Raw genomic sequence first — 13,707 nt, forward strand, 5'->3', positions numbered from 1 at the left:
TAGGAAAACCCAAATGGCAGTAGGGCGTAACACTTCAGGCAACGGTCAGCAGGGTCGGCGTGGCCGACGACTGCTGGGAGCCGGCAGTGCGGTTGGGGCGTTTTTGGCGTTTGGGTTGGGGCCGTTGTCGGCGGCGCCTGCTGCGCATGCTGATGAGTTGGATTGGGTTGTTGATCTGCTCGGTTCGGATTTGGCTGGGGCGCTGGGGGATTTGGGTCAGGCGTCGTCGTGGGAGACGTTGTTTGATGCGGGTTCGTGGGAGCCGTTGTTGGCCAATGTGGGGTTGAGTTTTGATGCCTCGGTGGCGGAGTTGCCGGGTTCGGCGGCTGCTGATGACTGGTTTGGTTCGTTGTTCTACACGCCGTTGCATGACTTGGGGCAGCAGTTTATTTTGAGTCCCTTTGGCGCTGAGGTCAGTTCGTTTGTCAACATGTTCGGTTTCGGTCAGGTGTTGATCGGTAACGGTGTTGACGGTGTGGATGGCGGGACGCTGGCTGATGCTGCTGGTGGGGCTGGTGGTTTGTGGTTCGGCGATGGTGGTGCTGGTGGTACCTCTGCTGAGGGCTTTGGTGGTGTGGGTGGCTCGGCGGGGATGTTCGGCGATGGTGGCGCCGGTGGTGCGGGTCTTGATGGTGGCGACGGCGGTGCTGGTGGTGCCGGTGGCTGGTGGATGGGTGTCGGCGGTGATGGTGGTGCTGGTGGTGCCGGCATCGATGGTGGTGCTGGTGGCAATGGTGGTGCCGGCGGTGCGGGTATCGGCTTTATGTATGGCGTGGGCGGCAATGGTGGCCTGGGTGGCGATGGTGCGGTGGGGGCGGCCGGTGCGGTGGGTTTGGCCGGGCTTGATGGTGGGTTGGGTCAGGCTGGTGGCGCCGGTGGTAATGGTGGTGCCGGGGGTAAGGGTTCGTGGCTGATCGGTTCCGGTGGTAACGGTGGTGCCGGTGGTCAGGGCGCCAACGGTGGTGCCGGTGGTGCCGGCGGTGTCGGGGTCGATGCCGATGAGGCCGGTGCTGATGGCGGTGCTGCCGGTGATGGTGGCGATGGTGGTATCGGTGGTGCCGGTGGCGCTGCGGGTGCTGGTGGTGCCGGTGGTCTGATCGGTTCGGCGGGGCTGACGGGTGTCGGCGGCAATGGCGGCAATGGTGGTGCTGCCGGTGTCGGTGGCAATGGTGGTGCTGGTGCCGACGGTGATGCGCTCACTGTCGATGGTGGTGACGGTGGGCGTGGTGGTGACGCCGGTGTTGCCGGTGCCGGTGGTGCTGGTGGTTCTGGTGGTGGGGTTGCCGGTGGTGCGGGTGTGGCGGCGACCGGTGGTGGTAACGGTGGTGCCGGTGGTGACGGGTTCTCGGCGACGGTGGCTGGGGACTCCGGTGGTGCTGGTGGTGCTGGTGGCGACGGCGGCAACATGGGCAATGGTGGTGCCGGTGGTGCTGGTGGTGATGGTGCGGTCGGGTTGGCCGGCACGACCGAGGCCGGCGGTGATGGCACGCAGGGCGCGATCGGTGGTAACGGCGGTGCCGGTGGTGCCGGTGGTGCTGGTGGCGCGTTGGCCGGTGATGGTGGCGATGGTGGTGCTGGTGGTCGTGGTGGCACTGGTGGTGTCGGTGGTGCTGGTGCTGATGGGTTGGCGGGTGCCGATGCGGTGGTCGGTTCCGGCGATGACGGTGGTGATGGTGGTGATGCGACCAGTACCGCCGGCAATGGTGGCGATGGTGGTGCTGGTGGCGCTGGTGGTGTCGGTGGTGCTTCGGTGCACGGCAATGCCGGTGTTCATGGTGTTGGTGGTGTTGGTGGTGATGGTGGTGCTGGTGGTGCGGCGGGCAATGGTGGTACCGGTGGTGCGGGTGCCGGTGGTGGTACCGGCGCGGCGGCCGGCGCCGGAGGCAAGGGCGGCAGCGCGGCGGACGCCGTCGCCGGCACGGGTGGTGCCGGTGGCGCCGGGGGCGCCAGCGGCTCGGGCCAGGCGGCTTCGGGTAGCGCAGGTGCTGACGGCGCGGCAGGAAACGGCGGCAATGGTGGTGTCGGCGGCGACGGTCAGCTGCTCGGCGACGGCACCGTGCAGGCCGGCGGCCGCGGCGGCGACGGCGGTGACGCCGGCACGGACGGTGACGGCGGTAACGGTGGCGCCGGCGGCCAGGGCGCAACCGGCCAGAGTGGCACCACCAATGTCAGCGGCAACGGCACCTCGGGTTCGACCGGCGGCGCCGGTGGCGAGGGTGGCACCGGTGGCGCCGGTGGCACCAACTCGGGCAACGGCGGCGCCGGTGGCGCTGGCGGCGTAGGCGGCACCGGCGGAGGCGGGGGCCACGGCTACGACGGCGACGAGGGACTCGACGCCGAGGCGGGCAGCGGCGATAACGGTGGCGCCGGCGTCGACGCCGGCAGCGGCGGTGACGGCGGGGCCGGTGGTGTCGGTGGACAGGGCGGCGCCGGTGGCGTCGCGACCGCGGGCATCGCAGGCGTCCAGGGCGACGGTGGCGCGGGCGGTGTCGGCGGTGCGGCCGGTAACGCCGGTAACGGTGGTAACGGTGGCGACGGCGCGGGTGGCGGCAACAACGCCACGGCCGGATCCGGCGGGCAGGGCGGCCAGGGCGGTAACCGCGGTACGGCCGGCTCCGGTGGCGCCGGCGGTTGGAACGCCGACCACACCACTCAGGCCGAGCAGGGAGCGACCGGTGCGGAGGCCATCGGCGGCCACGGCGGCGCGGGTGGCCGCGGTGGCGACGGCGAGCTGCTTGCCGGCGACGTCACCCAGGCCGGTGGCACCGGTGGTAACGGCGGCGCGGCCGGTAACGACGGCGATGGTGGTGTCGGCGGCGACGGTAACGGCGTCGCGGGAGTCGACAGCACCACCGTGGGCCTCGACGGAACGACCGGTGGGGCCGGTTCGGCGGGCGGTACCGGTGGCCAAGGTGGTGCCGGTGGAGCGAACTCCGGCAACGGCGGCGACGGTGGCGCCGGGGGTCAGGGTGGCGCCGGTGGTAACGGTGGTGAGCCCCAAGCCGACACCTACGACGGCGCCGGCGGTAACGGCGGTGGCGCAGGTGCCGGTGGCGCGGGCGGCAACGGTGGCGCCGGCGGTGTGGCGGCGGCCGGGACCGGTGGCGCCGGTGGTGCGGCGGGTAGCGGCGGCAATGCCGGAACTGCCCAGCAGGGCGGCCAGGGCGGTGGTGCCGGCGGCGCAGCCAACGCCGGTAGCGGCGGTAACGGCGGCGACGGTGCCGTCGGTGGTGCGGCAGGTACCGCCGGGGTCGGCGGCCTGGGCGTCACCGGGGGCGCCGCTGGTGCCGAGGGCACCGACGGCAGCAACACCGACGGCGCCGACGGCGGTCGCGGCGGTGACGGCTGGGGTCTGATCACCGGGACCGACATCGGACAAGGCGGCGGTGCGGGCGGCCAGGGCGGTAACGCCGGCGCGGTCGGCAACGGCGGCGCCGGTGGCACCGGTGGCACCGGTGCGACCGTCGACGGCATCACCGACGTCGACGGCAACGGCACCGACGGGTACGTCGGCGGTGTCGGCGGCGACGGTGGCCAGGGTGGTGCCGGTGGCACCACCTCCGGTAACGGTGGCGCGGGCGGTGTCGGCGGTATCGGCGGACAGGGTGGCGCCGGTGGCGCGGGCGCGGATGCCACGGTGGCCGACACCGACGGCGGAAACGGCGGCAACGCCGGGGCCGGCGGCATGGGCGGCAACGGCGGCCAGGGCGGCACGGCGACCAACGGCACCGGTGGCGCCGGCGGCAACTCCGGCTACGGCGGAAACGGCGGCATCGCCGGCGCCGGGGGCAAGGGTCTCGGTGGCGGCGGCGGTGTGACCGCCGGTAATGGTGGTCACGGCGACGGCGCGCTCGGGGCCTCGACCGGTCAGGTGGGTGCCGGTGGAACCGGCACCACTAACGGTGCCAGCGGTACCGCCGGCCTGGACGGCATCGCCAGCGACGGCGGCGTCGGCGGCCAGGGCGGTGACGGCGCGGGCCTGATCAGCGCAACCAACACCGGCCAGGGCGGCGGTAACGGTGGTGTGGGTGGCAACGCGGCAGCGATCGGCAACGGTGGCGCCGGCGGTGCGGGTGGCGTCGGCGCGACCGTGGACGGCATCACCGACATCAACGGCAACGGCACCGCGGGCGCGATCGGTGGAGCCGGGGGTAACGGTGGTACCGGTGGCCTCGGTGGCAGCACCTCCGGTAACGGTGGCGCCGGTGGCGCCGGCGGGTCCGGCGAGAACGGTGCCGGCGGCGCGGGCGCGGACGCGACTGTCGCGGACACCGCGGGCGGCAACGGCGGCAACGCGGCGGCCGGCGGCGTGGGCGGTAACGGCGGCCAGGGTGGCGAGGCCAGCGCCGGCACCGGTGGTGTCGGCGGCGACGCCGGCGACGGTGGTGCCGGTGGTGCGGCCGGCGTCGGTGGCACCGGTCTCGGCGGCGGCGGCGGCGCCAACGCCGGCGCGGGCGGCTCGGGCGGCAACGGCGCCGATGGCGCTGCGGCCGGTACCGCGGGCATCGGCGGCACCGGTACGGCAGGCGACGGCGCGGTCGGCAACGACGGCGCGGCCGGACTCGGCAGTGACGGCGGCGCCGGCGGAAACGGTGGCGTCGGTCAAGGCGTGATCGGAGCCACCGACATCGGCCAGGGCGGCGGCACCGGCGGCCACGGCGGTAACGCCGCATTGGCCGGCAACGGCGGCGCCGGAGGAACCGGCGGGGCCGGCGCGGAAGGCGCTGCCGGCATCACCGATGGTGACGGCAACGGCACCAACGGGATTCACGGTGGCGCCGGCGGCATCGGCGGTGTCGGTGGCGCGGGTGGTACCGCTGTCGGCAACGGTGGCGCGGGCGGTGCCGGAGGCGCGGGCGGCGCCGGCGGTAACGCCGGTCACGGCGCTGAGGGCATCAGCGGCGCCCGGTCACTGCCGGGAGCGGAATGTCCGGTGCCGACGGCACCGACGGCGGCAACGGCGGCATCGGCGGTAACGGCGGCATCGGCGGTGACGGCGGGGCCGGTGGCACCGCCAGCAACGGCGACCAGGGCGCGAACGGCGCCGGCGGCGTCGGCGGCAACGCCGGAAACGCCGGAAACGCCGGTAATGGCGGCCGCGGCGCCGACGGTACCGGCGGCGGCAACGGTGCTGTCGCAGGCTCCGGCGGCAATGGCGGCGCCGGCGGCGATCGCGGCGCAGCGGGTACGGCCGGCGCAGGCGGCTGGGATTCCAGCCCCACCACCCAGGCGGCCGGCGGAACCGCCGGTACGGCAGCCGTCGGCGGCAACGGCGGCGCGGGCGGCAAGGGCGGCACGGGTCTGCTTCTGGGCGACGGCACCGCGCAACTCGGCGGCGGCGGCGGTAACGGCGGTGACGCCGGAACGATCGGCAACGGTGGTGCGGGTGGCAACGGTGGCGCCAGCGGCCGGTGCGGTCGGCTCGGTGGCGACCGCCAACAGCGGAACCGGCGGCAACAGCGCGGCCGGTGGTAACGCCGGCAGCGGCGGCAAGGGCGGCTCGATCTCCGGCAACGGCGGTCTGGGCGGCGTCGGTGGAGCCGGTGGCAACGGCGGTGCGGGTGGCGCCGGCATCCAGGGCATCGCGGGCAACGATGCTGTTGCGGGCAGTGGTGGCAACGGCACCGACGGCACACCGACGGCGGTAACGGCGGTAACGGCGGCGTCGGCGGCGCCGGCGGCAACGGTGGTCAGGGCGGTTCTGCCACCAACGGCACCGCCGGCTCCAACGGCAGCGGCGGAATCGGTGGTAACGGCGGGGCCTCAGGTGCCGCGGGTAACGGCGGCCACGGCGGCGCCGGCGCCGGCGGTGGCATAACGACACCGCCGGGCACGGCGGCAATGGCGGCACCGGCGGTGACCGCGGTGTCGGCGGTGCCGCTGGCAAGGGCAGCGAACGGTGACGGCCTCACCTATCGCGCTGCCGGCGCGGTCGGGGCGGACGGCGGCGGCGGCAACGGCGGCAACGGTGGTGCCGGTGGCCACGGCGCACTGCTCGCCGACGGGTCGACCGGCCAGGCCGGTGGCTACGGCGGTAACGGCGGCGCGGCCGGCGCGATCGGCACCGGCGGCCAGGGCGGCGCCGGTGGTAACGGCGGCAGCGGCGTGGTCGGTGTGACCGACGGTGACGGCAACGGAACCACCGGCGGCAACGGCGGCGTCGGTGGCTACGGCGGTAACGGCGGCCAGGGCGGCACCACCTCGGGCGCCGGTGGCCTCGGCGGTGCGGGCGGCACCGGCGGCAGCGGCGGCAACGGCGGCGATGGCGTCCTGGGTGTTGACGGCAGCACCGGTGGAAACGGTGGCCTCGGCGGGCACGCCGCAGCCGGTGGCGCCGGCGGTGTGGGCGGCGATGCCACCCACGGCGCCGGTGGTGTCGGTGGCGCGGGCGGCAACGCCGGCAACGCCGGTAACGGTGGCGCCGGCGGCGACGGCGGTGCCGGTGGCATCGGTGCCGCCGCCGGTAACGGTGGTACCGGCGGCACCGGTGGTGACCGCAGCGTCGGTGGCGCCGGTGGTGCGGGCGGCACCGGCCAGGGTGGCGTCCAGTCCAGCGGCGGCCAGGATGGCACCAACGGCGCGGGCGGCGACGGTGGCGCCGGCGGTAACGGCGGCGACGGACAGCTCCTCGGAGACGGCTCCGCGCAGGACGGTGGCGTCGGCGGTGATGGCGGCGCGGCCGGCGCGATCGGTACCGGTGGCGCGGGCGGCAACGGTGGTGCGGGTACCGCCGGCACCGACGGCATCACCAACGGTGACGGCGACGGCACCAGCGGCACCGCGGGCGGCAACGGCGGCAGCGGCGGTCAGGGCGGCGCCGGTGGTACCACGGCCGGCGACGGCGGCGTGGGCGGCCTCGGCGGCGCCGGTGGCGCGGGCGGCAACGGCGGTGCCGGTGTCAACGCGGCCGACGGCTCTGATGCGGCGGCCAACAGTGGCGGCAATGGCGGCGACGGCGGCGACGCCACCAGCACCAACGGTGATGGTGGGGCCGGCGGTAGCGGTGGCAACGGTGGCGCGGGTGGTGCGGCCACCAACGGCAACACCGGTGCGGCTGGGGCCGGTGGCCAGGTGCCGGCGGCAACACCGGCGACAGCGCCAACGGTGGCCACGGTGGTGCCGGCGCGGGCGGCGGTGCCAACGAGATCGCCGGCCACGGCGGTAATGGTGGCCAGGGCGGCGTCGCCGGTACGGCGGGCGCCGGTGGCGCCGGTGGTACCGGTGGTGACGGCACGGCAGCCGACAACGGTCTGGACGGCGCGGTGCTCGGCGGTGCCGGTGGCAACGGTGGCGCCGGTGGCCAGTCAGATTGTGGGCGGCGTGAGCCCGGCGGCAACGGCGGTTCCGGCGGCGCAGCAGGCACGGTCGGCCAGGGTGGCACCGGTGGTGACGGCGGGCCAGGCTGCCGGCTTGGCCGGAGCGACCGATGGATCCGAGATGGCACCGACGGTACGGCCGGCGCGGCCGGCAACGGCAGTGCGGGCGGTGCCGGTGGCGCCGACGCCGGAACGCCGGTGCCGGCGGTAAAGTGGCGCCGGTGGTGCCGGCGTCGGCGGCATAACGCCGCCAATGGCACCGCAGGAACAATGCGACCGCCGGCAGCGGCGGCAACGGTGGCGTCGGCGGTGACGCCAGCGGCACGGCCGGTAACGGTGGCGCCGGCGGTGCCGGCGGCACCGGTGGTGTCGGCGGTGTGGCCAATGTCGGCAACAACGGTGCCGACGGCGAGGGCGGTCTCGGTGGCGACGGTGGCGCGGGCGGCAACGCCGGGGTCGGCGGCCGCGGCGGCGACGGCGCGGGTGGCGGCACCAATGCCGTTGCGGGAAGCGGCGGCAAGGGCGGCAACAGCAACAGCATCGCGGGCACGGGTGGTGAGGCCGGGGCCGGTGGTTTGGCCGGCGACGGTGTCACCCAGGCCGACAGCGGCCTCGCCGGTGCCGACGGCGCGATCGCCGCGGGTGGCACCGGCGGTAACGGCGGCAACGGTGTGACGCTGGGCAGCGGCCTGGCGCAGGCCGGCGGCCACGGCGGTGTCGGCGGTAACGCCACCGGGGAGTTCGGTAACGGCGGAACCGGCGGTAACGGCGGTACCGGCGCCAACGGCACCTCGGGCACCAACGCCGCCAACGGCGCCGGTGCAACCGGCGGCAACGGCGGCAACGGCGTTCGGCCGGTCAGCACGGCACCGGCGGCACCGGCGGCAACGCCGGTAACGGCGGCACGGCCGGGAACAACACCTCGGTCGGCGCCAACGGTGGAGCCGGCCAGAATGCGCCCAAGGACCCGCAGGGCCAGCCCATGGCCGGTGGAGCCGGCGGCAATGGCGCCGACGGCGCGACCGGGTACGCCGGCGGCGCAGGCGGTCTCGGCGGTACCGGTGGCGCCGGTGGCACCGTGACCGGTGACGGCGGCAAGGGTGGCCTCGGTGGCTCCGGTGGCGTCGGTGGCGGTGGCGGCAAGGGCGGTAACGGCGGTGTCGGCGGTACCGGCGGTGCCGGCAGCCTCGGTATGCCCGGGCGCCAAGGCGGTACCGGCGGCGAGGGCGGCCAGGGCGGCGACGGCGGTGTCGGCGGCGCGGCCGGTCTGGGCGGCGCGGGCGGCGTGGCCCTGGGTGACGGCCAGTCGGGTGCGCACGGCGACGCCGGCGTCGGCGGTAAGGGCGGTGCCGGAGGTCTCGCCGGCAACGGTGGTAACGGTGGCGCCGGTGGCGCCGGCTACAACGGCCTGGTCGGTCAGGGCACCGGCGGCGGCGGCACCGGTGGCACCGGTGGCAACGGTGGAACCGGTGGAACCGGCGGTCAGGGCGGTGCCAACACCGACGGCACCCACGCCCAGGGTGGCTCCGGTGGTCAGGGCGGCAACGGCGGCAAGGGCTCCAACGGTGCCTCCAAGCCCAGCAAGTCCAACTGGGCGGGCAGCGGCGGAAACGGTGGCGACGGTGGTTCCGGCGGTACGAACGGTGACGGCGTCACCGGTTCGTCGGGCACCGACGGTGTCGCCGGCGGTAAGGCCGTCAGCGGCAGCAGCACCGTGGGTGTCGGCGGCGCCGGTGGCATCGGCGGTGCGGGCGCACCGTGATGATCCACCGGCACCGCTAGCCCCGGCGCCAGCGGCCCCGGCGGCGATGCGCACCGGATAACGACAAGGGCGGTGACGGATGATCCGTCACCGCCCTTGTCGGTGCCGCGCTATGGCGCAGCAGGACGACCGCTAGTGCGGGGCTTCCTCACGGGTCCTCGGCCAGGCGAACAGGGCGATGCGCTGATCCCACTTGGCCATGTAGTGCTCGCCGAGGAACACCCCGCCTCGTCGCTCCCAGAACCGGCGCCCGTAGGAACCGTCGCCGGCATTGGCATCACCGATGATCCGTTGGCACTGCGGTTCGATCTCGAACACGCTCTGGACAAACCCGCGGAACATGATCGCGCCGTGTCCGTGCTCGACCATGTCGAGTTCGGCGATGGCCGCATGCAGTCCCACGTCGTAGGGATGCGCGTCGTAAACGGCGGCGAGATCGTCCTGGGCGGCACGGAACAGCTCCATGTAGCCCATCGGCCGCCCGTCGATGCTGAAGACGTAGGGGCGTGAGTAGCTGCCCTCGAATTGGACCTCCATGTGGCGGCGCCATTGGTCGGGTGGATAGTCGTAGCTCCAGGTCTGGGCCAGGTGCGGCCGGTTCATCCACTCGGAGATCATCTCGGCGTCGCCGGCCGGGTCCGCGAAACGAACGGTGTACGGCTCGGGGAACACCGGCAGCGGCGGTGGCGGAACGGCGCGGACCTCGTCGCTTACGTCAAGCCGTTGCCGTGGCATGCGCGAACTCATGGTGAACCCGAAGCCGTTGTAGCCGAGATGGTTTCGGTGGACATGACAAGTGCCTCCTGGGAATCCGTTACTGGCAGCCGTCGCCGATGGGCTCGCCGATAATGCTACGTCCACCGGCGAGCGTGCGGGTCTGTACGCCGACACGCCGCAGTAACTGGCATTCCGCGCACGCTCGCCGCTTAGAGCGTCAACACCACTTTCCCGGTCACCTCACCCGAAGCCAGCAGCCGGTGCGCCTCGCCCGCCTGCTGGATCGGCACCCGCGCCGATCACCGGCTTGATTCGGCCGTCACCGAGCATCGGCCACACCTTCTCGGTCACCGCCGTGACGACAACGCCCTTCCCGCGCGGCCCGTCGACCGGCCGGCCGCGCAACGCGGTGCCGATCACCGCGGCGCGTTTGCCGATCAGCTTGCCCAGGTTCAGTTCGCCTTTGACCCCGCCCTGCATCCCGATGACGATCAGGCGGCCGTCGTTGGCCAGCGCGTCGATATTGCGGTCGAGGTACCCCCCCATGATGTCCAGGATCACGTCGGCGCCACCGGCCTCGAGGATCCGTGCGACGAAGTCCTCTTCGTGATAGTTGATGGTGACCTCGGCGCCCAACTCGCGGCAGAACGCCAGCTTGGCCTCCGACCCGGCGGTGACGGCCACCCACGCCCCGAGTTGGCGGGCGACCTGGATGGCGTGGCTGCCCACTCCGCTCGCGCCGCCGTGCACCAGTAACTGCTGGCCCTCGCCCAGTCCCGCCGTCTGCACCAGGTTCGACCACACCGTGCAGGCCACCTCCGGCAGGCCGGCGGCGTCCACCAGGTCCACGCCGTCGGGAATCGGCAGCACCTGCGGGGCCGGCACCGCGACGTACTCGGCGTAGCCGCCGCCGGCCAGCAAGGCGCAAACCTGTTGTCCGACAGTCCAATCGGAAACCCCGTCACCCACCGCGGCGACCTCGCCGGAGACCTCCAGCCCGATGGTCTCGCTGGCGCCCGGCGGCGGCGTACTGCCGGCGGCCTGGAGCAGGTCGGCTCGGTTCACCCGGCCGCGGCGACCCGGATCAGCACCTCGCCGGCGGCTGGACGGACATCGTCGACCTGTTGCCAGGACAACACCTCGGGGGACTCAGCGACAACGGCATGCATGGTCGCCAGGGTACGATTTCCCGCGGTGGCGTGGCAGAGCGGCTAATGCACTCGCCTTGAAAGCGAGAGACGGCTAAAACCGTCCGGGGTTCAAATCCTCCGCCACCGCCGATCGGCCCGCGGCGCCGCTCAGCCGAACAGACCCGGCTCCGGCTCGCCGTTGCGGATCCGCTGCAGAAGCACCGCAGACCAGCCCCGGTCGATCACGACGTGGTGCGCCGCCTGAACGCCGTACTGGCGTAGCGCTGCGAGGAACCACTCCCAGCGCAGGTCGGTCCCGGGCTGGCCCGGCTCGGGGTAGACGACCCACGCCGTTCGGCCGGCCCCGGCCGCGTTGTAAGCCGCCCGCAGCCAGGCCAGATCCACCCGCCGCAGCGCAAAGGCGATCACCACGTCGGCGTGGTTCGGGTTGGTTCGACTGGCGAGCAGTCGCAGCTCCGATTCGGCCGGCGCGTTGATCACCGCCACGCTGCGGCCCCGCCCGATCTGCAGCATCTGCTCAAGCTGCGCCAGGCCGGGTCCACTGGTGGTGTCGTCATATAGGGCAGTCGTCATAGGTTGCTGACCCAGCCTTCCCCGCGCTCGGCGGCCCGCCGCATCAATGCGGAGAACTCGTCCGTCTGATGTGAGACATGGTGCTTATCAACGGTTTCGGTTGCCATACCGGAGTCGGCTATATCCCGCGAATGCCGCATCGCGCCTTCCATCTGTTTGAAAAGCGTTCACCCAGACGACATTCAGCATGGAAGATGGCACATGCAGTGTCAATACTTAGATCCGCGGAGCCATTGGCGGGACCAATAGCTCCCTGCTAGCTGCGTCGCTCGGCCACCATGGCGTCGAGCATTGCGGCGAACGCGCGCCGCTGCGGACTGGTAGACGCCGGCACGCTGCAGCACCTGCACGGTGCGGGTCGGCAGCGGTGGATCCAGCGGGACCGGGTGCAGGTCGGGGCGTTCACTGGTGATCGCATCCGGCAACACGGTGGCGACGACGCGCGTCCCACCAGCTCCAACAATGCGCTGACCGAGTTTGCTTCGATCGCGATATTCTGTGGCACTTGGCATTCGGCGAAGTAGGCGTCGACGTGCAGTCGGGTGAAGTCCGAACTGAGCAGCCCGAGTGGTTCGCCGGCCAATTCCGCAACCGGCACCCGGACGGCACCCGTCTCGAGCGGATGGCCCGAGCCCACCACCAGAACCAATGTCTCGGCGAACAGTGTCCGGGCCTCGATGCCGGCCGCGTGCGGGCCGGCGAAGCCGATCCCGAGGTCGAGTCGATCTGCCAGGAGGTCGGCCTCCATCTTGTCCTGGTTGGTCTCCAGAACCGTCACCCTGATGCCGGGATAGGCCTCCCGGTAGCTGTAGATCAGCTGGCCGATCAGATACGCGGTGAAGGTGGGTGTCACCGCGATCCGCAGGTTGCCGCGCGAAAGGTCACGCACATCGTGCACGGCCCGTTCGGCGGCCTCCAGATCCCGCACCGCCAGCCGGGCATGGTGGACGTAGGCGGAGCCGGCGTCGGTGAGCCGAACGGTGCGGCCGGACCGGTCGAACAGCTTCACCCCGACCGCGTGCTCGAGTTGCTTGATCTGTTGGGACAGCGTCGGCTGGGAGATGTGCAGCGCTTCGGCGGCCCGAGTGAAATTCTGATGGTCGGCGACCGCCAACAGGTACTTGATGTGCCGCAGCTCCATCGATCGACTATAGGAATCTCGGGTCGCCGGTGTTGCAATACCGGGTGCGACTCGCCGTCTTCGACCGCGCAGAGCCGGGAGACCCGCAGCATTGCTCGGATCGCCCAGGGCGAACGCAGGTCACGGCGTCACCGGAGGCGCGGGATCTCGGCGGCGCCATCAGCGCGGCGTAGCGCTTGGCCTCGGATCGCGGCCGGGCTTGCCGCTGGAGATCAGCCCGGCAGGGCCACGCGCCGGGTCGGCCCAGATGGCGACGTTGACCAGGCCCAGATGCCCGAAAGCCGAGGGCGCGCCGCGACCGAACGGGCCGAACCGCTCCGAGCCGAGCATGTAGCCGGTGCCCCAGCGCAGCGGCACCAAGCCCGTCGCCACATCCGGTCGCAGCCGCCGGCACTGGGCCGTCGCCGCGGCCATGGTCTCCGGCGACACCACCCGCACGCCGTCGAGCTCGCCTCCGCGGCGCCAGATCTCGGCGAATCTCGATAGCTCGAACGCCGTCGAGATGGTGTTCGACGAGGGGATGACGCTGGTCAGATACAGCGGGGTGTTGGTGAACGGGATGATCTCGTGCATGGTCCCGCCGATCGCCCGGCGGAACACCGCGGCCACCGGACCGGGAAGCGGGCGGCCGGTCGCGTGACTGGGCGCCACCAGCGGGACGTCGTCCTGGGACACACCGAAATTCGTCCATCGGAAACCCAGCGGGTCGAGGATCTCCTCGGCCAGGATGTCGCGGATATGGCGCCCGGTGGCCGCCGAGACGATCTCACGCACCAGCGGGCCCCAGGTCAGAGCGTGGTACATGTGCGCCCAACCCGGGGGGTAGATCGCCCGCAGGTTCGCCAGCTGCTGCCGGGTGTACTCGCTGTCATCGACGCGATGCACATCGGGCCGCGGTCCGGTGGCGAACGGCACTTGTGCGTCAGAACCTGACGGATCGTGGTGCGGCCCTTGCCGTGTCGACCGTACCCGGGCAGATAGTCGGCCACCCGGTCGTCGAGCGAGAAGCAGCCCGCTCGACGAGCATGTGCACCACGGTCGAGGTGA

6 protein-coding genes, 1 tRNA gene and 3 pseudogenes are annotated in these 13,707 nt (G+C 72.8%); 5 read left to right on the top strand and 5 right to left on the bottom strand.

From position 1 onward, the window contains the following. Nucleotides 1-157 precede the first annotated feature (157 nt). The 4 genes from G6N23_RS22655 to G6N23_RS21585 all read left to right on the top strand — a co-directional run bounded on the left by G6N23_RS22655 (nt 158) and on the right by G6N23_RS21585 (nt 9,078). Entirely contained in the window at nt 158-5,818 is a 5,661-nt protein-coding gene (locus G6N23_RS22655) for a PGRS repeat-containing protein (protein ID WP_163769705.1), read from the top strand. Nucleotides 5,819-5,841: 23 nt separating this feature from the next. After that, nucleotides 5,842-7,527: a hypothetical protein gene (locus G6N23_RS22510; RefSeq protein ID WP_179961144.1), complete on the top strand. Its 1,686-nt coding sequence runs from the start codon at nt 5,842-5,844 to the stop codon at nt 7,525-7,527. A 166-nt stretch (nt 7,528-7,693) separates the two neighbouring features. Further along, nucleotides 7,694-8,398 (top strand): hypothetical protein, encoded by a 705-nt coding sequence (locus tag G6N23_RS21580; RefSeq protein WP_163769706.1) that lies wholly within the window; start codon nt 7,694-7,696, stop codon nt 8,396-8,398. Continuing rightward, nucleotides 8,299-9,078, top strand: coding sequence for a hypothetical protein (locus tag G6N23_RS21585; protein WP_163769674.1), 780 nt, complete (start codon nt 8,299-8,301; stop codon nt 9,076-9,078). Before G6N23_RS21580 ends, G6N23_RS21585 begins: the two co-directional genes overlap by 100 nt. A 132-nt stretch (nt 9,079-9,210) precedes the next feature. Here G6N23_RS21585 and G6N23_RS21375 read toward each other — a convergent pair whose 3' ends face one another. Together G6N23_RS21375 and G6N23_RS21380 are read right to left on the bottom strand one after the other, a co-directional pair. After that, on the bottom strand, nt 9,211-9,813 hold the full coding sequence (locus G6N23_RS21375) for a GNAT family N-acetyltransferase (protein ID WP_234808525.1): 603 nt from the start codon (nt 9,811-9,813) through the stop codon (nt 9,211-9,213). A gap of 191 nt (nt 9,814-10,004) precedes the next feature. Beyond that, nucleotides 10,005-10,964: pseudogene (locus tag G6N23_RS21380) on the bottom strand (NAD(P)H-quinone oxidoreductase). A gap of 22 nt (nt 10,965-10,986) precedes the next feature. On the opposite strand from G6N23_RS21380, the gene G6N23_RS21385 reads away from it, so the two are divergent. Beyond that, nucleotides 10,987-11,074, top strand: a tRNA-Ser gene (locus tag G6N23_RS21385). A gap of 19 nt (nt 11,075-11,093) precedes the next feature. Here G6N23_RS21385 and G6N23_RS21390 read toward each other — a convergent pair. The 3 genes and pseudogenes from G6N23_RS21390 to G6N23_RS21400 all read right to left on the bottom strand — a co-directional run bounded on the left by G6N23_RS21390 (nt 11,094) and on the right by G6N23_RS21400 (nt 13,649). After that, nucleotides 11,094-11,519 carry a hypothetical protein gene (locus G6N23_RS21390; protein ID WP_163769707.1) on the bottom strand — a complete coding sequence of 142 codons (426 nt, stop codon included), beginning with the start codon at nt 11,517-11,519 and terminating at the stop codon, nt 11,094-11,096. Between the two features lie 209 nt (nt 11,520-11,728). Next, a pseudogene (gene cynR / locus G6N23_RS21395) lies at nt 11,729-12,660 on the bottom strand (transcriptional regulator CynR). Nucleotides 12,661-12,819: 159 nt separating this feature from the next. After that, a pseudogene (locus G6N23_RS21400) lies at nt 12,820-13,649 on the bottom strand (serine hydrolase). Between the last annotated feature and the right edge of the window lie 58 nt (nt 13,650-13,707).

The sequence above is a fragment of the Mycolicibacter terrae genome (assembly GCF_010727125.1).
In the GTDB taxonomy this organism is placed as follows: Bacteria; Actinomycetota; Actinomycetes; order Mycobacteriales; family Mycobacteriaceae; genus Mycobacterium; species Mycobacterium terrae.